This is a genomic window from Enterobacter sp. SENG-6 (genome assembly GCF_001605945.1).
Taxonomy (GTDB): Bacteria; Pseudomonadota; Gammaproteobacteria; order Enterobacterales; family Enterobacteriaceae; genus Enterobacter; species Enterobacter cloacae.
This window is the reverse complement of sequence record NZ_LOMM01000018.1, coordinates 25344-50458: the sequence shown is the minus strand read 5'-3', so window position 1 is coordinate 50458 and position 25115 is coordinate 25344. Positions and strand designations below refer to the sequence as shown.

Sequence of the window (25115 nt, the reverse complement as noted above, 5' to 3'; positions counted from 1 at the left end):
GGAGTAACGGTTTTATATACCGTTTGGTGATTTACAAGCAGAAAAGGGAATAAGGGTGCGGCCTGTTGCCCTCACCCCAACCCTCTCCCGAAGGGAGAGGGAGAAAGGGAATTACAGCGCCAGCAGGCGCTCAATGGATGGTGCGAAGTAGTAGCCGCCGGTGACCGGTTTGGTGAAGCGCAGCATGGCGTCACGCTTGCCGTCGGTATCGCCGAACATGCTCAGCAGCTGTTGCTCAATATTGTACAGACGCGCGCAGTAGGCGCAGAAATAAAGGCCATGGGTTCCGCTTGCGGTGCCATACGGCAGGCTCTGGCGAACAATCTTCAGCCCTTTACCGTCTTCCTTGAGGTCAACGCGGCTCAGGTGAGAGGTCACCGGGCGTACATCGCCGTCGATCTCTTCGTTGGCCTCTTTGGTACGACCAATCATCATCTCCTGATCCTGCACGCTCATGCGGTTAAGCTGCTTAAGGTTATGCTCCCAGCGCTGAACAAATACGTAGCTGCCGCCGGCGTCCACGCCATCCTTGATGACCGCCACTTCACGGCGCGTCTCTTCACCTGCCGGGTTTTCCGTCCCGTCGACAAAGCCGCTCAGGTCGCGCTCTTCCACCCAGCGGAAACCGTGGACTTCTTCCTGAACGTCAATGCTGTCACCAAACGCCGCTACCGCCGCCTGAGCAACGGAGAAGTTCACGTCGTGGCGCAGAGAGAGAATATGGATCAACACGTCGTACTGGGTTGCCGGTGCCAGACCTTTGCCGTAAGGGATAAAGTCTTTGAGCTCTTCCGCCCCTTCACCGCCGCTCAGCTGACGCCAGACGTTATTGCCAAAGGCCACCACAGCGCCCAGATGGGCATCCGGGAATTTGGCCTGGAAGGTGGCCAGTTTATCCACAAAGACTTTGCTGGCCGCACGCAGGGCATCCACATCCCCTTTCACATTGGCTTCAATCCAAATCGCCGCGCGGCAATGTTCTGGCAAAATGCCACTCTGAACCTGAGACATCGCTCCTCCTGAAATAAAGATGCCACGACAACGTGGCATTGATGGCGGGTATTATACCCTGATTTCAGCGAGACGGATTGTTCAGGCGCAAATTACTGCTGCCAGATAATTTTGCTCACTTTCCAGTTTTTCAGCGTGTCGTCAGACGGCATTAAGCCTTCAGGACCGCTCCAGGTTCCGGTAAAGAGGTAGCTGATGTGCTGGCTGTCCGGTGCTTTACATTGCACCGCCACGCCATCGTCTGAAGGCGCGCTGGCGCAGTTGCCGAAAGCCTGTTTATAGAGATCGCTAAACGGCGTACCAACCTTCACGCCGCTCGCCGTCGGGATGGCATCGTCCAGCACGGCAATACGGTTTACCGTGCCTTTATCGCCGTTAATCACCAGCGCCAGTTTGTCTCCTTTCAGCGCTTCGAAGTAACGCACGATAGTGCCGTTTTCAGTTTTCATGCCGCTGCGCAGACGATAGTCGCTGCTCAGGGCCGCCTGAAGCGCGTCCTGATCCAGCGCCGTCGCGGCGGTAATGTTGCCCACGCCCTGCTCGGCCACTTCCAGCGAAGAGCCAAACCAGTTCCACGGATAAGCGGCCGACCAGTTAATGGAGGAGAGCGTTGAACAGCCGGTTAACGCCAGCGGGAGAGCGCATAAAAGTAAACGCAGCGATTTCATTGAAACGTCCTTACGTGTTAAATCAACGCTTGTTGGAGTGCAGCATCGGCAAAAAGTGCCGCGTTAATCTGACTCATGCGTAAAACAGGCGCGTAAGCGGGGGTTAGTCAGCAGCCACAGCAGCGCCACGATATCGGCAACCACCAGCGCAATGCCGATGCCCGTAAGCGGTTCACCGTACCACCAGAGCACAGGCTGCCAGCAGAGCAGCGCAATCTGGGCCAGGATCAGCAGCCAGCGAAGCGCACGCCAAAGCCGTGGGATCGCCTGTCGTCGGCCGCTGCACAAAAACGTCACCACCGCCGGTACGCCCGGTAACAGGCCGAGCCAAAAGGCGTCGTGATCGGGATAAAAGAGCGTCAGTAATGTATCGCCCTGCCCGCGGGACGCGGCGGCCATGACAAACAGCACCCAGGTGCGGGCCTGCAGCAGCAGTACGCACCAGAATAAGAAAGGCAGCCTGACACGCCCCTGCGCGTCGTAATCTGCCGGGTGGATCTCAATACTCTTCATCTTCGATCAGACGTTTACCTAAGCTCAGCACGTCAGCGTGTTCATAGCCCAGACGTTCATACATGCCCAGCACCACGTCGTTATCTTCGCGCACCATGATCTGAATTTTCGGGCAACCGCGAGCGATCAGTTTTTTCTCAAGACGATTGAGCAGCGCATTGGCAATGCCGCGCCCCCGGTATTCCGGGTGAACGCCCAGATAATAAGCAGAGCCGCGATGACCGTCGTAACCGCCCATCACCGTGCCCACCACTTCGCCGTTCACTTCCGCCACCAGAAACAGACTGACGTCGTGATTCAGCTTACGCTCAATGTCCATCTCTGGATCGTTCCACGGACGCAGCAAATCGCAGCGCTCCCAAAGGGTGATCACCTCTTCGAAATCTTCCTGACGAAAAACGCGTATCTCCATGGTATTAACCGCCTTTTCGGGTTTAAAAACAGTGATTATGGCGCGAACAGGGCATTTAGCCAATAACCGGGGAAAATCTCGCCAAAATTTGGCATAATGTCACTTTGTCACGTATTGAAATGAAAAGTAAAACAATTCTCAATAAGGACTGTCGTAACGCTAAACGCGATACGATATAACACCAGGACCGCAATTTTTACTATTCAGGCCGCATGAGCACATTCAAACCATTAAAAGCACTCACATCGCGTCGTCAGGTTCTCAAAGCGGGGCTGGCGGCCTTAACGTTAACGGGCATCGCACAGCAGGCTCAGGCAAAAGAAGAGAGCACGCTTAAAACCAGTAACGGACACAGCAAACCCAAAGCCAAAAAACCAGGCGCGAAGCGTCTGGTCATGCTCGACCCGGGTCACGGCGGCATTGATACCGGCGCCATTGGCAAAAACGGGTCAAAAGAAAAACACGTCGTGCTGGCAATTGCAAAAAATGTGCGATCGATTTTACGCAGCAACGGCATTGACGCCCGCCTGACGCGCACGGGCGACACCTTTATTCCGCTGTATGACCGCGTGGAAATTGCCCATAAGCACGGTGCCGATCTCTTTATGTCCATTCACGCGGATGGCTTTACAAACCCTTCCGCCGCGGGCGCGTCGGTGTTTGCCCTCTCCAATCGCGGCGCCAGTAGCGCCATGGCGAAATACCTCTCCGACCGTGAAAACCGTGCGGATGAAGTCGCCGGGAAGAAGGCCACCGATAAAGATCACCTGTTACAGCAGGTGCTGTTCGACCTCGTGCAGACCGATACCATCAAAAACAGTCTGACGCTGGGCTCGCATATCCTCAAACGGATTAAGCCGGTGCACCGTCTGCACAGCAAGAGCACGGAGCAGGCCGCGTTCGTGGTGCTGAAATCACCGTCGATTCCGTCCGTGTTGGTGGAGACCTCTTTCATTACTAACCCGGAAGAAGAGCGTCTGCTTGGTACCGCGGCGTTTCGTCAGAAGATCGCCAATGCCATCGCCTCCGGCATCATCAGTTACTTTAACTGGTTCGATAATCAAAAAGCGCACTCCAGGAAACGTTAATGAAACCGAATGCAAAGCGGGTAAAAACCTTCCTGCTGCAGTTGCAGGATGAGATTTGCCAGAAACTGGCCGCTGCAGACGGCGGTAATTTTCAGGAAGATAACTGGCAGCGCGAGGCCGGCGGCGGCGGGCGTAGCCGTGTGTTGCGAAACGGCGGGATCTTTGAACAGGCGGGCGTCAATTTTTCCCACGTTTACGGGGAAGCCATGCCCGCTTCTGCAACGGCGCATCGTCCTGAACTGGCGGGCCGCAGCTTCCAGGCGATGGGCGTTTCGCTGGTGGTACACCCGCACAACCCGTTTGTGCCAACCAGCCACGCCAACGTGCGTTTTTTCATTGCGGAAAAACCGGGGGCCGATCCGGTCTGGTGGTTTGGGGGCGGTTTCGACATGACCCCCTACTACGGCTTTGAAGAGGATGCCGTGCACTGGCATACGACCGCACGCGATCTCTGCCTGCCGTTTGGCGAAGACGTTTACCCGAAATACAAAAAGTGGTGCGACGACTACTTTTACCTCAAACACCGCGACGAACAGCGCGGCATTGGCGGGCTGTTCTTTGACGATCTGAACACGCCTGATTTTGATACCGCGTTCAGCTTTATGCGTGCGGTGGGCGAAGGCTATACCGACGCTTATCTGCCCATTGTTGAACGGCGTAAAAACACCGACTACGGCGTGCGCGAACGCGAGTTCCAGCTTTACCGTCGCGGGCGCTACGTGGAGTTTAACCTGGTGTGGGATCGCGGGACGCTGTTTGGCCTGCAAACCGGCGGGCGCACGGAGTCGATTCTGATGTCGATGCCGCCGCTGGTGCGCTGGGAGTACTGCTACGAGCCAAAAGAAGGCAGCCCGGAGGCTGCCCTGAGTGAGTTTATTAAGGTTCGGGACTGGGTTTAACTGCCGGATGGCGCTGCGCTTATCCGTCCTGGTCAACCCGTAGGTCGGGTAAGCGAACGCGCCACCCGACACCACGCGCTTACAGCGGCTGCGTCTGCGCCTCAACCACCGCCAGCGCCACCATATTCACGATACGGCGTACAGACGCAATTGGCGTTAACACATGCACCGGTTTTGCCACCCCCATCAGCACCGGCCCCACGGTCACCCCTTCAGAGCTCGAGACGCGCAGCAGGTTGTAGCTGATACGCGCCGCTTCCACGTTTGGCATAATCAGGATATTCGCTGAGCCTTTCAGCGGGCTGTCTGGCATACGTTCATTGCGGATGCTCTCCACCAGCGCGGCGTCGCCGTGCATCTCACCGTCAATCATCAACTCCGGTGCGCGCTCGCGAACCAGCTCCAGCGTCTGTCGCATTTTGCAGGCCGCCGCAGATTTAGAGGAGCCGAAGTTAGAGTGCGACAGCAGCGCCACCTTCGGTTCGATACCAAAGCGACGCACGGTTTCAGCCGCCATCACGGTGATCTCCGCCAGCTCGTCCGGGGTTGGATCGTCGTTGACGTAGGTATCGGCGATAAAGGTGTTACCGCTTGGCAGCAGCAGCGCGTTCATCGCACCGGCCGTGTGCACCCCGTCGCGATAGCCGAAGATCTCCTGCACCACGCTGAAGTGCTCGTGGTAATCACCGATGGTGCCGCAGATCAGCGCATCCGCCTCGCCGCGATGAACCATGATTGCGCCAATCACCGTGGTGTTGCTGATCACCGCCCGCTGCGCCTGCTCCTGAGTGATCCCGCGACGTTTCATGATCGCGTAGTATTCGCTCCAGTACTCTTTAAAGCGCGGGTCGGATTCATTGTTAACGATCTCAAAATCAACGCCCGGCTTGATCTGCAGGCCAAGTTTCTGGATACGCATCTCGATAACGCTCGGGCGGCCAATCAGGATCGGCTTCGCCAGCCCTAAGGTGATCAGCTCCTGCGTGGCATGTAGCACGCGCGCCTCTTCCCCTTCCGCCAGCACCACCCGCTTCGCGTCGGCACGAGCCTGAGAGAAAATCGGCTTCATAAACAGGTTAGTTTTGTAGACAAACTCGGTGAGCTTATCCACATAAGCATCGAAATCGGTTATCGGGCGCGTCGCCACGCCGGAGTCCATTGCCGCTTTCGCAACCGCTGGCGCGATTTTGACAATCAGACGCGGGTCGAACGGTTTTGGAATGATGTAATCCGGGCCAAAGCTCAGATCCTGATCGCCATAGGCTGAAGCAACCACTTCGCTCTGCTCAGCGTGTGCCAGTTCCGCAATGGCGTGCACCGCCGCGAGCTTCATCTCTTCGTTAATGGCCGTCGCGCCTACGTCCAGCGCCCCACGGAAGATGAACGGGAAGCAGAGCACGTTGTTCACCTGGTTCGGGTAGTCGGAGCGACCGGTACAGATGATGGCATCTTCACGCACCGCTTTCGCCAGCGGCGGCAGGATTTCCGGCTCGGGGTTCGCCAGCGCCAGAATCATTGGCGCACGCGCCATCTTCTTCACCATCTCCTGGGTCAGCACTTTCGGGCCTGAACAACCCAGGAAGATATCCGCGCCGTCAATGACATCCTCAAGCGTACGCTTGCCGTCGTCGTCCACCGCGTAGGCTGCTTTGGTTTCCGCCATGTTAGGCTCGCGGTCTTTGTAGATCACGCCTTTGGAGTCGCAGACCACAATGTTGTGTTTCTGCATCCCGAGCGCCACCAGCAGGTTCATACAGGCAATGGCCGCCGCACCCGCGCCGGAGACTACCATGCGCACGTCAGAAAGATTTTTCTCCACCACGCGCAGGCCGTTAAGAATGGCGGCGGTGCTGATAATCGCCGTCCCGTGCTGGTCATCATGGAACACGGGAATGTTCATACGTTCACGCAGTTTCTGCTCAATGTAGAAACATTCCGGCGCTTTGATGTCTTCGAGGTTAATACCGCCAAAGGTCGGCTCCAGCGCCGCCACGACGTTGATGAATTTATCGGGATCGTGTTCGTCCACTTCGATATCAAACACGTCGATACCGGCGAATTTCTTGAACAGAACGCCCTTCCCTTCCATCACAGGCTTACCGGCCAGCGCACCAATGTTGCCCAGGCCCAGCACCGCCGTACCGTTAGAGATCACGGCGACCAGGTTGCCGCGCGCGGTATATTTGTAAGCGGCCAGCGGATCTTTTTCAATTTCGAGACACGGTGCCGCCACGCCCGGCGAGTAGGCCAGCGCCAGGTCGCGCTGGGTTGCCAGCGGTTTTGTCGGGGAGACCTGAATTTTACCCGGGACAGGAAACTCGTGAAAATCGAGGGCACTCTGTTTTAACTGATCGTCCATCTTGTTATTCCTTTTACGTATCGGTCAGATAGTATCGCCGCAGGCTGCGGCATAAACTTTGAAGGCTGCCAAACTCTCACCATCACACATTAAAAATTGTTATCAATTTATAACAGCCATGTTACCCGTCTCAAAAGCAATGCCTCCCCCGTCTGCTATGCTTTTTTGTTAAGTCCATCATGATTTTTCCAGAAGTGTGAACTAACGCACTCGTCTAACGCTTTTATTTTCAAGGAGTCATGACTTATGAACCAACTTGACGGCATCAAACAATTCACTACCGTGGTTGCAGACAGCGGCGATATCGAGTCGATTCGGCACTACCAGCCTGAAGACGCAACCACCAACCCGTCGCTGCTACTCAAAGCGGCAGGGCTTTCCCATTTTAGTCATCTGATTGATGACGCCATTGCCTATGGCAAACAGCGCGGCAAAACCCAGGAACAACAGGTTGCCGAAGCCAGCGACAAGCTGGCGGTTAATTTCGGTGCGGAAATTCTGAAAAGCATCCCGGGGCGCGTCTCCACCGAAGTCGACGCCCGCCTCTCCTTCGATAAAGAGAAGAGCATCAATAAAGCCCGCCGCCTCGTCGAACTCTACCAGGAGCAGGGGATCGACAAATCACGCATTCTGATTAAGCTCGCCTCCACCTGGGAAGGCATCCGCGCGGCGGAAGTGCTGGAAAAAGAGGGGATCCACTGCAACCTGACGCTGCTGTTCTCGTTTGCGCAGGCGCGCGCCTGTGCCGAAGCGGGCGTATTCCTGATCTCACCATTCGTCGGGCGCATCTACGACTGGTATCAGGCAAAACAGCCGATGGATCCGTACGTGGTCGAGGAAGACCCGGGCGTGAAGTCGGTACGTAATATCTACGACTATTACAAGCAGCACCGCTACGAAACCATCGTAATGGGGGCCAGCTTCCGCCGCACCGAGCAGATCCTGGCGCTGGCAGGGTGTGACCGCCTGACCATCTCCCCTGACCTGCTGAAAAAGCTGCAGGACAAAGAAGAGACGGTGATCCGTAAACTGGTGCCGACCTCCACCGTACTGCCCAAACCGAAAGCCATGACCGAAGCGGAATTCCGCTGGGAGCACAATCAGGACCCAATGGCCGTGGAAAAACTGGCGGACGGCATCCGCCAGTTCGCCGTCGACCAGCGCAAACTTGAAGATCTTCTCGCCGCCAAACTTTAACCTTGCCACGGAGTGAACTATGTCCCGTAAAGAGTTAGCCAATGCCATTCGCGCCCTCAGCATGGATGCCGTGCAAAAAGCCAATTCCGGCCACCCTGGCGCACCAATGGGCATGGCAGATATTGCCGAAGTGTTGTGGAATGATTTCCTGAAGCACAACCCTAACGACCCCACCTGGTACGATCGCGACCGTTTTATTCTCTCTAACGGCCACGCGTCGATGCTGCTCTACAGCCTGCTGCATTTGTCCGGCTACGATCTGCCGCTCGAAGAGCTGAAAAACTTCCGCCAGCTGCATTCGAAAACCCCCGGCCACCCGGAGATTGGCTATACGCCTGGGGTGGAAACCACCACCGGGCCGCTGGGACAGGGTTTAGCCAACGCCGTTGGGCTGGCCATCGCGGAACGCACGCTGGGTGCGCAGTTTAACCAGCCGGGGCATGACATCGTCGATCACTACACGTACGTCTTTATGGGTGACGGTTGTCTGATGGAGGGGATCTCCCATGAGGTCTGTTCGCTCGCGGGCACGCTGGGGCTGGGCAAGCTGATTGGCTTCTATGACCACAACGGCATCTCCATAGACGGGGAAACCGAGGGCTGGTTTACCGACGACACGGCAAAACGGTTTGAGGCCTACCACTGGCATGTGGTGCATGAAATTGACGGCCACGATCCCGAGGCGGTGAAAAAAGCGATTCAGGAAGCGCAAAGCGTTAAGGACAAACCGTCGCTGATTATTTGCCGCACGGTTATCGGCTTTGGTTCGCCGAACAAAGCAGGTAAAGAAGAGGCGCACGGTGCGGCGCTGGGTGATGAGGAAGTGGCGCTGACCCGTCAGAAACTGGGCTGGAAATATCCGCCGTTCGAAATTCCGAAAGAGATTTACCGCGCATGGGATGCCCGTGAAGAGGGTGAAAAGGCCCAGCACGCCTGGAACGAGAAATTTGCCGCCTACAAAAAGGCCTACCCGGAGCTGGCGGCCGAATTCACCCGCCGCATGAGCGGAGGGCTACCGGAGGACTGGGAAGAGAAAACGCAGGCGCTGATTGAAAACCTGCAATCTAACCCGGCCAAAATCGCCACCCGTAAGGCGTCGCAAAACACCCTGAATGCGATTGGCCCAATCCTGCCTGAGCTGCTGGGCGGCTCGGCGGATCTGGCCCCCAGCAACCTGACCATCTGGTCTGGCTCGACATCGCTGAAAGAGGATATCGCCGGAAACTATATTCACTATGGCGTACGCGAGTTCGGCATGACCGCCATTGCCAACGGTATCGCTCATCACGGGGGATTTGTCCCCTACACCGCCACCTTCCTGATGTTTGTGGAATACGCCCGTAACGCCGCACGCATGGCGGCTCTGATGAAAGCGCGGCAGATTATGGTTTACACCCATGACTCCATCGGTCTTGGGGAAGACGGGCCAACCCACCAGGCCGTTGAACAGCTGGCGAGCCTGCGCCTGACGCCAAACTTCAGCACCTGGCGTCCGTGCGATCAGGTCGAGGCCGCGGTGGGCTGGAAGCTGGCAGTAGAGCGCCATAACGGACCGACGGCGCTGATCCTGTCACGTCAGAACCTGGCGCAGATTGAACGCACGCCGGAGCAGGTGAAAGACATTGCCCGTGGCGGTTACATTCTGAAGGACAGCGGCGGCAAGCCGGATGTGATCCTGATTGCCACCGGTTCCGAGGTGGAGATTACCGTCAAAGCGGCGGAGAAGTTGACTGCCGAAGGTCACGCGGTGCGCGTGGTTTCCCTGCCTTCAACCGACATCTTTGACGCGCAGGATGAGGCATATCGTGAATCGGTCCTGCCATCCAGCGTGACGGCCCGCGTGGCAGTTGAGGCGGGTATTGCCGACTACTGGTACAAATATGTCGGGCTGAAAGGGGCCATTGTCGGCATGCGGGGATACGGTGAATCGGCGCCGGCCGACAAGCTGTTCCCGTATTTCGGTTTTACCGTTGAGAACGTCGTTGAGAAGGCGTTAAGCGTGCTTTAGTGCGGCCTGCGTGCCCGGTGACGCTACGCTTACCGGGCAAAACTAGCGTGTGATCCACAACGTGGGCCAGGCATCTGGCCCATTCCAGTTATCGCAGCTGGGCTCCTCGGCATAACGCACCAGACGGAAGCGCTGGCCGTCAAAGCGCCAGCGCGTCTGGATACCGCAGTCGGCAATCCCCCGCCCTAACGCCAGGGTGGTCAACTCACGCGTTTTCTCATCAAAGCGAGCGTTCATTAACTCCATTTCACTGCTGCCGCTGGACGGCGTAAACGGCAGACGCAGCCTGACGCTACGGGAAGAAAACGGTTTTTTACGTGATACCAGCCAGGCCAGATCGACGGTGTTATACGCCCCCGCTTCGCAACTGACGATCAGCAGCGCTTTGTCATCGGTAAGCGCAGTGACGCGCACTTCCCGACGGTTGGGGTCGAGCGAGCACTGGCTGTTATTCATCCGCCAGGTACCATAATCCAGCAGATCGTTCAGTTCGCTGTGGGAGAGCGGTGTCGGGGTGGGATTCACAACCGCCACCTTTTTCAGGGCCGGTGCGGGCGGCACGCTTAACGGCGGATCGTCACCTTTTTTAATCCAGGCGGTTTCACTGCCGACGCGCTTTTGCTGCGCATCGATAAACAACAGCGCCGCTTTCAGGCCACTGAGGGAGATCGCCTGCTTGCCATCACGCAGGGTTAGCGCTTTCCCTTCCTGGATATGCTTAAGAAATGCAGTGATGGTCGCAGCATCGTCCGTTTTCAGATGCCATGGCGTTAACTGCCAGTGCTGGCGCTCCAGTGTCACGGGCACCCCATCAAGCAGCAGGCGCGGCGCAATTGCAGGCTCTTTGACAGACGGGTCTGAAAGACCGCCGAGATCGATACGTAACGAGGCATCGGTTTTCGCGCCAGCGCTGCGGCTAAGCGTCATCACCAGACCACGGTGTTCACCGGTGTTGCGTGCCAGGCAAAAATTCTGGTTATTGCAGGTCACCTGCCAGTCTGAGAATGATTGCTGTGCAGGCGCAGCCCACACCCGCGGTGCGGGGAGCACACAAATCAGGAAAAAAATAAAAACGCAGTAGCGCATGAATGGCACAATCCCGGAACGAAAACGCTTAACTGGGCAGTATCTTCGTGTTCCCGCCGGGGTTGCTCAATCGGATTTATCGGATAGATTTATCCGAAAAACAAACTACATCCGTTCGAAAGAGGGATCCATCAGCCCGGTTGTTTGTAAATACTGCAGTAATATTACAGCCTTACCATCTTTAATTTCCCCGGAACGGATCATCTCCAGCGCCTGGACAAACGGTATCTCCAGCACCTCGATATCTTCATCTTCCACGCCACCGCCCTGATGGATACGATGCGCATCGCTGTATTCGGCAATAAAGAAATGGACGATTTCCGTCACGCCGCCGGGTGACATAAACAGTTCGAAAACTTTTTTAACCTCACCCACTTCAAAGCCTGTCTCCTCGATGGCTTCTTTGCGGATACACACTTCCGGCTCATCGTCATCCAGCAGACCTGCGCAGGTTTCAATCAGCCGTCCGTCCGAATTGCCATTGACCCACGTCGCCACCCTGAACTGGCGGATCAGCACCACGCTCTGCTTTTCACGGTTATAAAGCAGAATGGTTGCCCCATTGCCGCGGTCGTAAACCTCACGTTTGTGGCGGATCACGTCCCCGTTATTACGCGTTAAATCATAGGTGATGTTACGCAGGACAAAGTAATTATCAGAAAGGATTTTGTCTTTGATAACGTCAATTTTCAGGGTCATACGGGCTCCACGACACAATGAGTCTGCCTATATTACGCCGTGAACCCCGCTTTGTCGCCCACCCGATTTAATGCGTTTTTAACGCGCTGACGCCCAGCCAGTCGAGGATACCCTGCGCAGCATGTCGCCCTTCCGCCATGGCGGTGACCACTAAATCTGCGCCGCGTACGGCGTCACCGCCTGCGAAAATTTGCGGGTTAGAGGTCTGATAGCGATAGCGGCTCTCCACCGAGGCGATAATTCGTCCCCAGCTATCCGTCTCCACGCCCTGCGCCTGCAGCCACGGCATCTCATGCGGATTGAAACCAAATGCCATGATCACCGCATCCGCAGGCATCACAAATTCGCTCCCCGCTATCGGTACCGGCCGACGACGGCCCTGAGCATCCGGTTCGCCGAGTTCGGTACGCAGCATGCGAATGCCGTTGACCTGTCCGTCAGGTGCCAGAGTTAACTCCACGGGCTGAACGTTAAACTCAAACGCGGCGCCCTCTTCCTTCGCATTCTTCACCTCTTTTTTCGAGCCCGGCATATTGGCTTCATCCCGGCGGTAGGCGCAGGTTACCTTCGCCGCACCGTGACGTAACGCGGTGCGGACACAGTCCATGGCGGTATCGCCCCCGCCGAGCACCACCACGTTCAGCCCCCGGGTATCGATAAATGGCTCTTTGGTTGTTGCCTCAAGCCCCATCACGTGGCGGGTGTTTGCCACCAGGAAAGGTAACGCGTCATAGACGCCGGGCGCATCTTCATGTGCGATACCCGCTTTCATGGAACGATAGGTTCCCACACCAATAAACAGTGCATCGTATTCGCGTTGCAGCTGTGACAGCGGCACATCCTGTCCGACGTCGCAGTTCAGAACGAACTGGATCCCCATGGCCGTGAATATCTCCCTGCGCCGTGCGAGCAGCGATTTATCGAGCTTAAAGGCCGGGATACCAAACGTCAGCAAGCCGCCAATCTCCGGGTGCCGGTCATAGACCGTGACGCGCACGCCGCTGCGCGCCAGCACGTCGGCACAGGCAAGCCCCGCAGGCCCCGCGCCGATCACCGCCACACGTTTATCAACCGGTGTCACGCCGCTCAGATCCGGCTTCCAGCCCATCGCCAGCGCCTGGTCAGAGATATAGCGCTCGATGTTGCCAATGGTCACCGCGCCCGAGATATCACGCACGGTGCAGGCGCCTTCACATAATCGGTCCTGCGGGCAGACGCGGCCGGTAATTTCAGGTAAACAGTTGGTCTGGTGTGAAAGCTCAACCGCCCCGGCGATATCCCCCGCTTTAACGCGTTCAATCCACTGGGGGATATGGTTGTGCAACGGACAGGTCCATTCACAAATGCTGTGTTCGCCGCACTTCAGGCAGCGCGATGCCTCACGCGCGGCCTGCTCTGCCCGAAACGGCAGGTAGATCTCCTGAAAATGGCTGACGCGTGCACTCGCGGCGAGTTTATCCGGCTCCCCGCGTCGCGGTGTGTTTCTCATCTGCTCAAGGCGGGTGTGCGGCAGGTCTGGCCTTACCGCCTCGCCGTGCCAGGGCTGCGCCTCCTGACGGGCGGTGCGCTGGCGGCGGGTTTTCGCCAGGTTATTCAGTACGGCGGGCGTCGCCAGGGTAAGCACCTGTGCCGGACAATTTTCGATGCAGGCCGGGCCCTGTGGGCGCGTGTGGCAAAGATCGCATTTATGCGCCGAGGCTTTTACGTTGCCCTTGTCGAGAGGCGTAACAACGATCTCCATCGTGCCGAACGGACAGGCAACCACGCAGGCTTTACAGCCAATGCATTTTTGTTGATTCACCTGTACGCTGTCATCGCATTTGCTGATGGCCCCGTTAGGGCAGCTCTGCGCGCAGGGCGCATTCTCGCAATGGTGGCAGGTTACAGGCGTGCTCTTCGCGCCAGATTTCAGGACAGTGATGCGGGGATGAAAATGGCGTTCGCTCAGCACGTGTTGTTCATCGTTGTGCGCCATCACGCAGGCCACTTCGCAGGCACGGCACCCTATACACTGCTGACTGTTGGCCATAATAAAACGATTCATAACGACACCTGTTTTTGGTTCAATAACCTTATTCTTTATAGGAATATTGTATTTACCCACGGCGGCGCTATCAGGCAATGTACAAATGCCCAGGAAGCCGAACTATCTCCAGTGAACCTGTGGCAGATCAATTTTTTTCAGGAAGCTGTTCTGTGACCGTTAAACGACCCGTTTCCGGAAGCCTGGCCCGGGCTTTCATTTCCATTATCGTGCTGTCCGTTCTGACCAGCACCGTCGCACTGTTCACGCTTGCCAGCAGCCAGCGGGATGCAGAAGCCATCAATATTGCCGGTTCCCTGCGAATGCAGAGCTACCGTCTGGGCTATGAGATGCAACGCAACAGCGACGCCCTGGCGGCGCATCGCGAGAGCTGGCAGCAGACGCTGAGCGCCCCTGCGCTACAGAAGCTGAGCCGCTGGTACGTGCCGGACGATGTTAAGGCGCGCTATCAGCAACTGCATCTGGCATGGCAGGAGATGGACAACCACATCGCTCGCGGCGATATCGGGTGGTATCAGGCCCACATTGAAGACTTTGTCGGCCGGATTGACGCCTTTGTGCTCGCCCTTCAGCACTACACCGAACATAAAATCCGGGCGGTGATTCTGATCTCCCTGGCGGGCGGGATGGGCATCCTGATCCTGACGATCTTTACCCTGCGACGCATCCGCCGCCAGGTGGTGTTACCGCTGAATAATCTGGTGGCGGCCAGCGAGCGCATTGAGCGGGGGCAATTCGATACGCCTGCACCGGATACCGCGCTGCCAAACGAGCTGGGCCAACTTTCCCGGGCGTTCAACCACATGTCTGCCGAGCTGCATACGCTGTATCGCTCGCTTGAACACTCCGTAGCGGAAAAGACGCAGCATCTGAATGAGGCGCATCAGCAACTCGAGATGCTGTTTAAATGCTCTCAGGCACTGAATACCGGCCAGATAGACAGCCACTGTTTCCGGCATATTTTGCAGATAGTGCATGAGTACACGCAGATGAACTACCTGGAGTTGCGCACCAGCGACGACTGGCGGCTCAGTGAGGGTATCGAATCAAACGGGAGCCCTGTCCGAACGCTGCCCGTGCTGATGCAGGATACCCTGTACGGGGAATTACGCTGGCAAAGCGAGACGGGCCACGTTCCTCTGCCGCTGATGGAAAGCGTGGCGACAATGCTCGGACGCGGACTGTATTTCAACCAGGCGCAAAAGCACTACCAGCAGTTGCTGCTGATGGAAGAACGCGCGACGATCGCCCGCGAGCTGCACGATTCCCTGGCGCAGGTACTGTCGTATTTACGTATTCAGCTGGCGCTGCTGAAACGCGCTATCCCGCAGGAAAATACCCCGGCGCAGACCATTATCACCGACTTTTCCCGCGAGCTTAACAACGCCTGGCATCAATTGCGGGAACTGCTTACCACCTTCCGCCTGACGCTTAACCACGCCAATCTGCCCGCGGCCCTACAGGAGTCACTGGACGGGTTACAGAGCCAGACGCAGGCAAAGCTGCACCTCGACTGCCGCCTCTCCTCGCTGGCGCTGGATGCCCAGAAACAGGTGCATTTGCTGCAGATCGTGCGTGAAGCGGTGTTGAATGCGATGAAGCACGCACAGGCCAGCGAGATAACCGTCAGCTGCGTGACGTCTGCTGACGGCACCCACAGCGTTAGCATTCGCGATAACGGTATCGGGATTGGCGAAGCCAGCGAGCCGCCGGGACATTACGGGCTGAATATTATGCGCGAACGGGCGGCGCGACTTGGCGGAACGCTGCACTTTTCCCAGCCGCAAAACGGGGGGACGCTGGTGAGCGTGATCTTCCCGACAAACGGGGCCGGGAGGTAAATAACGGTAAAAGGTGAAGCGCAGAGAAAAGCGCATGATAATTTACACTATCTCCTTTATTTCTCCACGTTTGGTCTTCGTCTTGCCGCTAAAGTGATGCGGGCAATAAACAATAATGACGTGCAGCAAAACGAGGTCTCATTTTCATGGCGAATTTTTTTATCGATCGCCCCATTTTTGCCTGGGTACTTGCCATACTGTTGTGTCTGACAGGTGTCCTTGCCATTACTTCACTTCCTGTTGAGCAATATCCCGACCTGGCACCACCAAACGTGCGCGTCACGGCAAACTACCCCGGAGCTTCAGCACAAACGCTGGAAAATACCGTCACGCAGGTTATCGAGCAGAACATGACGGGTCTGGATAACCTGATGTACATGTCCTCGCAGAGTAGCGCCACGGGCCAGGCGACCGTCACCCTGAGCTTTACCGCCGGTACGGATCCGGACGAAGCCGTACAGCAGGTGCAAAACCAGCTGCAGTCGGCGATGCGTAAACTGCCTCAGGCGGTGCAGAATCAGGGGGTTACCGTGCGCAAAACCGGTGACACCAACATCCTGACTATTGCGTTTGTCTCTACCGACGGCTCCATGGATAAGCAGGACATTGCGGACTACGTCGCCAGTAATATTCAGGATCCCCTCAGCCGTATTAACGGCGTCGGTGATATCGATGCTTACGGCTCTCAGTATTCAATGCGTATCTGGCTTGATCCGAATAAGCTGAACAGCTTCCAGATGACGGCAACCGACGTGACGGATGCCATTAAATCCCAGAACGCCCAGATTGCTGTGGGACAACTGGGGGGAACGCCCTCCGTCGATAAACAAGCGTTGAATGCCACCATTAACTCACAGTCGCTGCTTCAGACCCCGGAGCAGTTTCGCAACATTACCCTGCGCGTAAATCAGGATGGTTCAGAGGTCCGCCTGGGCGATGTCGCCACGGTAGAAATGGGGGCAGAGAAATATGATTATCTCAGCCGCTTTAACGGTAACCCGGCCTCCGGTCTGGGGGTAAAACTGGCCTCCGGGGCCAATGAAATGGCCACCGCGCAGCTGGTGCTGGATCGTCTGGATGAGCTGTCGCACTATTTTCCCCACGGGCTGGAATATAAAGTCGCCTACGAAACCACCTCCTTCGTTAAAGCCTCTATTGAAGATGTGGTGAAAACGCTGCTGGAAGCGATCGCGCTGGTCTTCCTGGTCATGTACCTGTTCCTGCAAAACTTCCGCGCAACGCTGATCCCGACCATTGCCGTTCCGGTGGTGCTGCTGGGTACCTTCGCGGTGCTTTACGCGTTTGGTTACAGCATTAACACCCTGACGATGTTTGCAATGGTGCTGGCGATTGGCCTGCTGGTGGACGATGCCATCGTGGTGGTCGAAAACGTCGAGCGCATCATGAGCGAGGAAGGGCTTTCCCCGCGTCAGGCCACGCGTAAATCGATGGGACAAATTCAGGGGGCGTTAGTTGGCATCGCGATGGTGCTCTCGGCGGTCTTTATCCCGATGGCGTTTTTCGGCGGCACAACCGGCGCCATTTATCGTCAGTTTTCAATCACCATCGTCTCCGCAATGGTGCTCTCGGTGCTGGTGGCGTTGATCCTCACGCCTGCCCTCTGCGCCACCCTCCTCAAGCCGCTACATAAAGGGGAGCAGCACGGTCAGAAGGGCTTCTTTGGCTGGTTTAACCGCATGTTCAACCGCAGTGCTGCGCGTTATGAAACCGCCGTCGGCAAGGTGCTGCACCGCAGCCTGCGCTGGATGATGATTTACGTTGTGCTGTTGGGCGGTATGGTGTGGCTGTTCCTGCATCTGCCGACTTCGTTCCTGCCGCAGGAAGACCGGGGGATGTTCATCACTTCGGTGCAGCTCCCGAGCGGGTCAACACAGCAGCAAACGCTGAAGGTAGTTCAGAAGGTGGAGCAGTACTTCTTTACCAAAGAGAAAGATAACGTGGTGTCGGTCTTCTCCACCGTCGGCTCCGGCCCAGGCGGGAACGGGCAGAACGTTGCACGTATGTTTGTGCGCCTGAAAGACTGGGACGCACGCGATACGAAAACGGGCACCTCGTTTGCCATTATCGAACGCGCGACCAAAGCCTTCTCCCGTATCAAAGAGGCTCGCGTTTTTGCCAGCAGCCCACCGGCCATCAGCGGTCTCGGCAGTTCTGCCGGGTTTGACATGGAGTTGCAGGACCATGCCGGTGCGGGCCACACGGCGCTGATGGCGGCACGCGACAAGCTGTTAGAGCTGGCCGGTAAAGATCCGGGTCTGACCCGCGTCCGTCACAACGGTCTGGATGACAGCCCGCAGCTGCAGGTGGATATTGATCAGCGTAAGGCGCAGGCGCTGGGCGTTTCCATCGACGATATTAACGACACCCTGCAAACGGCGTGGGGTTCAAGCTATGTGAATGACTTTATGGATCGCGGTCGAGTTAAAAAAGTGTATGTGCAATCCGCCGCGCCATACCGCATGCTGCCGGACGATATTAACCGCTGGTATGTCCGCAACAATGCGGGCGGCATGGTGCCGTTCTCCGCCTTCGCCTCCTCGCACTGGGAGAGCGGTTCTCCGCGTCTGGAGCGCTATAACGGCTATTCCGCCGTTGAGATCGTCGGTGAAGCCGCGCCGGGCGTCAGCACCGGTACGGCGATGGACACCATGGAAAAGCTGGTGCAACAGCTGCCCGCTGGCTTTGGTCTGCAGTGGACGGCCATGTCTTATCAGGAGCGGCTCTCCGGGGCGCAGGCTCCCGCGCTTTACGCGCTTTCGCTGCTGGTGGTCTTCCTCTGTCTTGCGGCGCTGTATGAAAGCTGGTCAGTCCCGTTCTCGGTCATGCTGGTGGTGCCGCTTGGCGTGATCGGCGCGCTGCTCGCCACCTGGATGCGCGGTCTGGAGAACGACGTTTACTTTCAGGTGGGGCTGCTCACCGTGATTGGGTTGTCGGCGAAAAACGCCATCCTGATTGTTGAGTTTGCCAATGAGATGAATGCGAAAGGCCATGAACTGATGGCTTCCACGCTGCATGCCTGCCGTCAGCGCTTACGTCCAATCCTGATGACCTCGCTGGCGTTTGTCTTCGGGGTGTTACCAATGGCAACCAGCTCAGGTGCAGGCTCCAGCAGCCAGCATGCGGTAGGTACAGGCGTCATGGGAGGAATGATTTCAGCCACGATCCTGGCCATTTATTTTGTGCCGCTGTTCTTCGTGCTGGTACGTCGCCGCTTCCCGCTCAAGGAACGGCCTGAATAAGATAATGAAAATAAAAAAAAGGCGGCTCAGTAGGCCGCCTTTTTACTGTGCGATTAATTCACACTATGGTTATTTTACTTATTTAAGTGCTCTTGCAATTCTTACTGAATGTCATTTACGAAGCATGCCTTCGATAAAATCTTTCCAGTTCCCCAGTTCACGTTCAATCATAACAACCTCTCTTATTATTATGCGCATTCTACGAAAACGTATCATCATTGTGAAGACAATTTAACCGATTGCTGTGATTGTACCCCGTCTGCGCGCTGGATTTATGATAAATATGAACGGAGAACCTTAAATTTTGTGTGACGGCCAGCAATATTTTGAAATAACCCTACGCACGGGTGAGTTTTATTTTACCCGCTGAGTTTACAGGCAATTTATACCTGATGGACATCTATGCTTAAATGATGAAAGAATATTCAGCGTACAGGTGTGAGTTGAATTAAAAAGAGGTGTTAATCCAGAGCGTTTCTGAATGTGTTATATTCCGTTTAAGGATATATCTTCGAATTTACTGAACATTTAATGGTCATAAGAACAAAAGGATTCAACATGGTTGTCATGTACGGCATTAAAAATTGTGACACGATCAAAAAAGCCCGCCGCTGGCTCGAAGCTAACAACGTCGAGTACCGCTTCCACGATTACCGTGCCGATGGGCTTGATGCAGAATTTCTGCATACCGCCATTAACGAACTGGGGTGGGAAGCGCTGCTGAACACCCGCGGCACGACCTGGCGCAAGCTGGACGAATCACTGCGCGCCAGCATCAAGGATGCCAACAGCGCAGCAAATCTGATGCTTGAAATGCCAGCAATCATCAAACGCCCATTGCTCTGCGCGCCCGGGCAGCCTATGCTGCTGGGTTTCAGTGAAACCCTTTATTCCGACTTTTTTCGTTGAGGTGTAGTTTATGTCATGCCCGGTCATTGAGCTGACTCAGCAGCTTATTCGCCGTCCTTCCCTTAGCCCGGACGACGCAGGTTGTCAGGCATTAATGATTGAGCGCCTGCGTGCCATCGGTTTTACCGTGGAGCGTATGGATTTTGGCGACACCCAGAATTTCTGGGCGTGGCGTGGCCAGGGCGAAACGCTGGCCTTTGCCGGGCATACCGACGTGGTTCCCGCAGGTGATGCGGACCGCTGGATCAACCCTCCGTTTGAACCAACCATCCGCGATGGCATGCTGTTTGGCCGCGGTGCCGCAGACATGAAAGGTTCCCTTGCGGCAATGGTTGTGGCGGCTGAGCGCTTTGTCGCCCAGCACCCGAACCATAAAAACCGTCTCGCGTTTCTCATTACCTCTGATGAAGAAGCCAGCGCCCATAACGGCACCGTCAAGGTGGTTGAGGCCCTGATGGCCCGCAACGAGCGTCTGGACTACTGTCTGGTCGGCGAGCCGTCCAGCACCGAGGTGGTGGGCGATGTGGTGAAAAATGGCCGCCGCGGTTCGTTAACCTGTAACCTGACCATTCACGGCGTACAGGGACACGTGGCGTACCCGCATCTGGCCGATAACCCAGTTCACCGCGCAGCGCCGATGCTGAGTGAACTGGTGAGCATTGAGTGGGACAAAGGCAATGAGTTCTTCCCGCCAACCAGCATGCAGATTGCGAACGTGAAGGCCGGAACCGGCAGCAACAACGTGATCCCGGGCGATTGTTTCGTTCAGTTTAACTTCCGTTTCAGCACGGAGCTGACCGATGAGATGATCAAAGCGCGCGTTATCGCCCTGCTGGAAAAATATCAGCTGCGTTACACCGTGGACTGGTGGCTTTCCGGCCAGCCGTTCCTGACACAGCGTGGCAAACTGGTGGATGCGGTGGTGAACGCCATCGAGCACTATAATGAAATTAAGCCACAACTGCTGACGACGGGTGGCACCTCAGACGGACGCTTTATCGCACGCATGGGAGCTCAGGTTGTCGAACTGGGGCCAGTGAACGCGACCATTCATAAAATCAATGAGTGTGTAAATGCCGCGGATTTACAACTGCTGGCCCGTATGTATCAACATATTATGGAGCAAATCGTCGCCTGACGAGCGCTCTGAGAGGAATAGCGAATGGATTGGCTTGCAAAGTACTGGTGGATTCTGGTGTTAGTGTTTCTGGTAGGCGTATTGCTTAACGTGATTAAAGATCTTAAGCGCGTTGACCATAAAAAATTCCTCGCCAACAAGCCGGATCTTCCGCCTCATCGTGATTTTAACGATAAGTGGGATGACGACGACGACTGGCCAAAGAAAGACCAGAAGAAGTAATCCCCTCACCCCCAGCCCCTCTTCCCAGAGGGGCGAGGGGTGCCATGTTCCCTCTCCCCTTAGGGGAGAGGGTTAGGGTGAGGGGAAATAATCACATAAATTCAACAATATCATCATCGTCCGGCTTACCGCCGCTGAGCGCTTCATCAAAGTAGTGCTTCGGTACGGTATAGCGCAGATGGTCGAGCGCAAACTGCATGCTGCGATCGTCAATCGCATGACCCAGATCGTCAACGATATCCAGCGTCACATCCCCGCCTTCCCGGATCAGGGCTTCCTGGGCAGCTACGGCATGCGAAAGCTCAATCACCCGGTCTTCGCCACCGTGGATCAGGTGGATCGTTGTCTGCGTGGTCGCGCTCGTCGGTAGCGTCGCGAAACGGCCGTTAAAGGCAATCACGCGCGAAGCCAGACCCGGCTCTGCTTTCACGCTCTCCAGCGACATAATTGACCCCTGTGAAAAGCCAATCAGCGCGGTCGCGTCGGCACCAACGCCGCTCTGCTGCTGCCAGTAACGCACGGTTTCGATAAAGACCGGCATAATGGCATCAATACGCGCCTGACGGTTCTCTTCCGTCACGCCCTGAACGGAGAACCACTGCCGTCCGCCAGGGCCACACGGCTCCACGCCGCCGATGCTGACAATCAGCGCCTCAGGAAAAACAGGTGCAAACCAGCGACCAATCTCTCCCATATTGACGGCGTTATCGCCAACGCCATGAAACAGCAGCAGTAACTGTTTAGCCGGTTTGTCGGGGCTTTGAACAACAAAATGATCGTGTTTCATGGCGGTCTCCTTAATTGATGACCTGGATTCTACGCCTTGCGGGGGGAATGACCATGCCACTTTACTGAAGAAGTCATTGAAAAAATTGCCATTGCAAAATGTCGCTTTTGAGCTGCTGACTGCGTGATTTATCAAGACATTCAAGGGCCTGCGCCGTTTCAGCGCGTAATCTTGCCAGCACCGCTTTTCGCCCGGTGAGCGACAGTTCAGCACTGAGCGCAGCGTCCTCTCTTCGTGCCTCAATTTTACCGCGCAGGGCCGGAAGCGGCAGATCGACGGCGAGCAGCAAACGCGTCAATGCGGCAACGGACGTAGCAAAGGGCCGGTGTGCAAAGGCAAAGCCTGCCAGCTCCAGCCAGTCGTCACTATTAAGGGTAGCTTCCCACTCATCTGCCACCGGGATCTTTTCGCCATTCCACAATGATAAGACGCGCGCATCGCGATGCAGGCGCAGCCGGGCCTGTTCACACAGACGATGCCCCGCCTCACTTTGCGGCAATAATGCCATTGCGGTATAGCAGCCGCTGCTGGCTTCGCGGTGGCTGCCCATCCGTACCAGCACAAAGCCGCACTGCTGCCAGAAATGCCACAGCGCGTTGGTAAAGCCAAAGCTCACCGAGAGATAATCCTCCCCGCAGGCCTCGCGGATGAGCGCCCGGCCGATCCCTTCCCGTTGCCGGTGAGGGTGAACAGCGATGCGCGTGATCCGTCGACCTTTCAGCGTTGCTGCCAGAGGCGTGCCGCCATGCGCGGCCAGAGACTGCGCGACAAGGTTGCCGCGAGGTCGACGAAAACCCGCCCATACTGCGCGACTTAGCGCCGGGCTTAACCCGCCTTCGTCTACCAGCCACAGCGCGCCCGCAATGACCGGGTCCGTTTGCGCGACGGCAACGTGCTGACCGGGGGCGTCCATCATACGGCGCAGATCCAGCGGCGAGGTACGGTAATGGGCCGCACAAAGCAGCTCGTAGACACTCGCGGCGAGTGCAGGCGTGTGCTCCCATGCGTCGGGGGCCAGAGAGGTCAGTTGCACCTCTCCTTTCGGCTGCTGGTCGATGAGCGTGTCGTCAAACAGCAGCGCGCTGGCGACCACCCGCTCAAGCGGACATCCCGCAGCCCAGCGAACGGGGGTGGATAAGGTATAACGCTGCAGGGCGCTGAACTGCGCGCAGAATTTAAGCAAAAACCCTCTTCCGGTTCCTTCATACCCTTGTACCGTCGTGGTTAACAGTACCCTTGGAAAGCGCGCAACCAGCTTCGCCAGCACAGGGCCGGGTATGGCCGCCGCCTCATCGACAATCAGCCAGTCGGCATGGTGTGAGGAGGCCAGCAGCGCATCCGGTGCCATAAAGTGAAAATGTTCACCCGCAAACCGTGCGATGACCTCCGTTGCTCCCTTTGCCGGTGCGGTGACAACTGCTCTGCCCTCAATGCTGTTCAACAGCATGCCGGCAAGCGCCGACTTTCCCCGCCCGCGCGGGGCGGTAACGGCCGCAACGCCTTTCGGCATTGCACGAAGTGCCTGCAGGATCTCCGCCTGCTCGCGCTGGGGTGCGCCGTTAGCGGGTTGCCAGTCAGGGGCATCAGGAAACGGAGGAAGGGTTAACGGCTGGTTTTGCTGCCAGACGATTGCATCGGGATCGCGGGTAATCGTCTGACAAAAGTGGCGAATGAAATTCGGCGTGGGAATGGGTTCCGCGCTGTCGCTCCAGCGCAGGGAATCACTGTCGGGCGTGCCTGCCCACACCGCAAGCGGGGGAGCCAACAGCACCAGCAGGCTCCCGGCACGCAGCGTTCCGCTCAGGGCGGCAAAGGCTGAGACATCAAACCCGGCGCGGGCATCAAAAACAGCATGCCGGAACTCGCGCCCCAGCAGCCCGCTTATCTCCCGAGAAGGGTTTTCATCCAGCCACACCCAATCCCCGGAAAGCGTATCACGCAGCGCCCCGGCCTGCGCCAGGGACCACTGCGCATCACCGCTGAGCACCACCAGCCGACGCTGGCCGGTGCGCTCAAGCTGGCTAATCAGTTGGTCAAACGCCACCATTACATGGCTTTACCGAAGGTATTGCACTGCGCCGGGTCACCGCTGTTAAAACCGCGTTTAAACCAGGTGTAACGTTGTTCTGACGTCCCGTGAGTGAAGCTGTCCGGCACAACCCGGCCCTGGCTCTGCTGCTGGAGACGGTCGTCACCAATGGCTTCTGCGGCATTTAACGCCTCTTCCAGGTCGCCAGATTCCAGCACGCCCTGCTTCTGCATGCTGTTACCCCAGACGCCCGCGAAGCAGTCCGCCTGCAGCTCCATACGCACGGAAAGGCGATTGACCTCTGCCTGCGAGGCGTTTTGCTGAAGCTGGCGAACCTTAGGCTCAATGCCCAGCAATTTTTGCACGTGATGCCCCACTTCATGCGCAATCACGTAGCCCTGAGCAAAATCACCGTCGGCACCGAGTTTGCGTTTCATGTCATCATAAAAAGAGAGATCGATATAGACGGTGCTGTCTGCCGGGCAGTAGAACGGCCCCATCACCGACTGTCCGGTGCCGCAGCCGGTGCGGGTCGCACCACGGTACATCACCAGCTTCGGCTGCTGGTAGCTGCGCCCCATTTTCTCAAACTGCTGGCTCCACGTGTCTTCAGTGGTCGCGAGAATAACGGAGGTAAATTTGGCCGCTTCATCTTCATTTGGGTTGATGGAGCGCTGAGATTGCTGCTGTTGCTGCAGCGGCTGACCGGTCATTAACCCGGTGAGATCGACCCCGTAATAGCCCGCAACCAGCACCACAATCAGCAGAATGATTCCGCCTTTTCCGCTGGGTAAACGGAAGCCGGGGCCACCCATGGAAGGGCCGCCACCGCTATCACCACGTCTGTCTTCTACATTGTCACTTTCACGACGCCCTTGCCAGCGCATAACTACCTCGAACTATTCCATTAATAATAGCTATGATCGTAGGCGGTTAACGGCAAGA

At 56.7% G+C, this 25115-nt stretch carries 21 protein-coding genes; 9 read left to right on the top strand and 12 right to left on the bottom strand.

All coding sequences use genetic code 11. The features are described 5' to 3' along the window. Positions 1-111: 111 nt before the first annotated feature. From AX755_RS10445 to AX755_RS10430, 4 genes are all read right to left on the bottom strand, one after another. Positions 112-1011: a Dyp-type peroxidase gene (locus AX755_RS10445; protein WP_013098206.1), complete on the bottom strand. Its 900-nt coding sequence runs from the start codon at positions 1009-1011 to the stop codon at positions 112-114. 92 nt (positions 1012-1103) lie between these two features. Beyond that, the gene (locus AX755_RS10440; RefSeq protein WP_062856729.1) at positions 1104-1679 is read right to left on the bottom strand and encodes an RpoE-regulated lipoprotein; all 576 of its coding nucleotides are present in this window, start codon (positions 1677-1679) and stop codon (positions 1104-1106) included. A 63-nt stretch (positions 1680-1742) separates the two neighbouring features. Then, complete coding sequence (locus AX755_RS10435; RefSeq protein ID WP_014832841.1) at positions 1743-2192, bottom strand: DUF2919 domain-containing protein; 450 nt, start codon at positions 2190-2192, stop codon at positions 1743-1745. After that, positions 2179-2604 carry a GNAT family acetyltransferase gene (locus tag AX755_RS10430; RefSeq protein ID WP_014832842.1) on the bottom strand — a complete coding sequence of 142 codons (426 nt, stop codon included), beginning with the start codon at positions 2602-2604 and terminating at the stop codon, positions 2179-2181. Before AX755_RS10430 ends, AX755_RS10435 begins: the two co-directional genes overlap by 14 nt. Before the next feature lie 212 nt (positions 2605-2816). Between AX755_RS10430 and amiA the strand changes: the two genes are divergently transcribed. Together amiA and hemF are read left to right on the top strand one after the other, a co-directional pair. Continuing rightward, positions 2817-3692, top strand: coding sequence for an N-acetylmuramoyl-L-alanine amidase AmiA (amiA, locus tag AX755_RS10425; protein ID WP_013098210.1), 876 nt, complete (start codon positions 2817-2819; stop codon positions 3690-3692). Continuing rightward, positions 3692-4591, top strand: coding sequence for an oxygen-dependent coproporphyrinogen oxidase (gene hemF, locus AX755_RS10420; RefSeq protein WP_038420320.1), 900 nt, complete (start codon positions 3692-3694; stop codon positions 4589-4591). Before amiA ends, hemF begins: the two co-directional genes overlap by 1 nt. 79 nt (positions 4592-4670) lie before the next feature. Here the strand turns inward: hemF and maeB are convergent, their stop codons facing one another. Next, the gene (gene maeB / locus AX755_RS10415) at positions 4671-6950 is read right to left on the bottom strand and encodes an NADP-dependent oxaloacetate-decarboxylating malate dehydrogenase (RefSeq protein ID WP_013098212.1); all 2280 of its coding nucleotides are present in this window, start codon (positions 6948-6950) and stop codon (positions 4671-4673) included. A gap of 246 nt (positions 6951-7196) precedes the next feature. On the opposite strand from maeB, the gene tal reads away from it, so the two are divergent. Together tal and tkt are read left to right on the top strand one after the other, a co-directional pair. Next, positions 7197-8147: a transaldolase gene (gene tal / locus AX755_RS10410; RefSeq protein WP_013098213.1), complete on the top strand. Its 951-nt coding sequence runs from the start codon at positions 7197-7199 to the stop codon at positions 8145-8147. 19 nt (positions 8148-8166) lie between these two features. After that, entirely contained in the window at positions 8167-10155 is a 1989-nt protein-coding gene (gene tkt, locus AX755_RS10405) for a transketolase (RefSeq protein WP_013098214.1), read from the top strand. A 42-nt stretch (positions 10156-10197) separates the two neighbouring features. Here tkt and AX755_RS10400 read toward each other — a convergent pair whose 3' ends face one another. The 3 genes from AX755_RS10400 to aegA all read right to left on the bottom strand — a co-directional run bounded on the left by AX755_RS10400 (position 10198) and on the right by aegA (position 13984). Next, positions 10198-11241 (bottom strand): DUF1176 domain-containing protein, encoded by a 1044-nt coding sequence (locus tag AX755_RS10400; protein WP_020689967.1) that lies wholly within the window; start codon positions 11239-11241, stop codon positions 10198-10200. A gap of 105 nt (positions 11242-11346) precedes the next feature. Continuing rightward, positions 11347-11940 (bottom strand): GDP-mannose pyrophosphatase NudK, encoded by a 594-nt coding sequence (nudK, locus tag AX755_RS10395; RefSeq protein WP_062856728.1) that lies wholly within the window; start codon positions 11938-11940, stop codon positions 11347-11349. A 67-nt stretch (positions 11941-12007) separates the two neighbouring features. Continuing rightward, entirely contained in the window at positions 12008-13984 is a 1977-nt protein-coding gene (gene aegA / locus AX755_RS10390) for a formate-dependent uric acid utilization protein AegA (protein WP_058651780.1), read from the bottom strand. Positions 13985-14136: 152 nt separating this feature from the next. Between aegA and narQ the strand changes: the two genes are divergently transcribed. Both narQ and acrD read left to right on the top strand, forming a co-directional pair. Next, the gene (gene narQ / locus AX755_RS10385; RefSeq protein ID WP_062856727.1) at positions 14137-15825 is read left to right on the top strand and encodes a nitrate/nitrite two-component system sensor histidine kinase NarQ; all 1689 of its coding nucleotides are present in this window, start codon (positions 14137-14139) and stop codon (positions 15823-15825) included. A gap of 146 nt (positions 15826-15971) precedes the next feature. Beyond that, positions 15972-19085 carry a multidrug efflux RND transporter permease AcrD gene (gene acrD / locus AX755_RS10380; RefSeq protein ID WP_029882269.1) on the top strand — a complete coding sequence of 1038 codons (3114 nt, stop codon included), beginning with the start codon at positions 15972-15974 and terminating at the stop codon, positions 19083-19085. 111 nt (positions 19086-19196) lie between these two features. On the opposite strand, the gene ypfM is transcribed toward acrD, so the two are convergent. Further along, the gene (ypfM, locus tag AX755_RS25340) at positions 19197-19256 is read right to left on the bottom strand and encodes a protein YpfM (RefSeq protein WP_015572204.1); all 60 of its coding nucleotides are present in this window, start codon (positions 19254-19256) and stop codon (positions 19197-19199) included. A 387-nt stretch (positions 19257-19643) separates the two neighbouring features. On the opposite strand from ypfM, the gene AX755_RS10375 reads away from it, so the two are divergent. Genes AX755_RS10375 through AX755_RS10365 form a run of 3 tightly spaced genes read left to right on the top strand, consistent with a single transcriptional unit; the run spans position 19644 to position 21354 of the window. Beyond that, positions 19644-19994: an ArsC family reductase gene (locus AX755_RS10375; RefSeq protein ID WP_013098220.1), complete on the top strand. Its 351-nt coding sequence runs from the start codon at positions 19644-19646 to the stop codon at positions 19992-19994. A gap of 10 nt (positions 19995-20004) precedes the next feature. Continuing rightward, positions 20005-21132: a succinyl-diaminopimelate desuccinylase gene (gene dapE / locus AX755_RS10370; RefSeq protein ID WP_062856726.1), complete on the top strand. Its 1128-nt coding sequence runs from the start codon at positions 20005-20007 to the stop codon at positions 21130-21132. Positions 21133-21156: 24 nt separating this feature from the next. After that, positions 21157-21354 carry a YpfN family protein gene (locus AX755_RS10365; RefSeq protein ID WP_013098222.1) on the top strand — a complete coding sequence of 66 codons (198 nt, stop codon included), beginning with the start codon at positions 21157-21159 and terminating at the stop codon, positions 21352-21354. A 91-nt stretch (positions 21355-21445) separates the two neighbouring features. On the opposite strand, the gene ypfH is transcribed toward AX755_RS10365, so the two are convergent. The 3 genes from ypfH to ypfJ all read right to left on the bottom strand — a co-directional run bounded on the left by ypfH (position 21446) and on the right by ypfJ (position 25057). Further along, entirely contained in the window at positions 21446-22141 is a 696-nt protein-coding gene (ypfH, locus tag AX755_RS10360; protein WP_045293425.1) for an esterase, read from the bottom strand. Between the two features lie 73 nt (positions 22142-22214). Beyond that, a complete protein-coding gene (locus tag AX755_RS10355) occupies positions 22215-24188 on the bottom strand; it encodes a tRNA(Met) cytidine acetyltransferase TmcA (RefSeq protein ID WP_062856725.1) in 1974 nt (657 codons plus the stop codon). Further along, entirely contained in the window at positions 24188-25057 is an 870-nt protein-coding gene (gene ypfJ, locus AX755_RS10350; RefSeq protein ID WP_062856724.1) for a KPN_02809 family neutral zinc metallopeptidase, read from the bottom strand. Before ypfJ ends, AX755_RS10355 begins: the two co-directional genes overlap by 1 nt. Positions 25058-25115 lie beyond the last annotated feature (58 nt).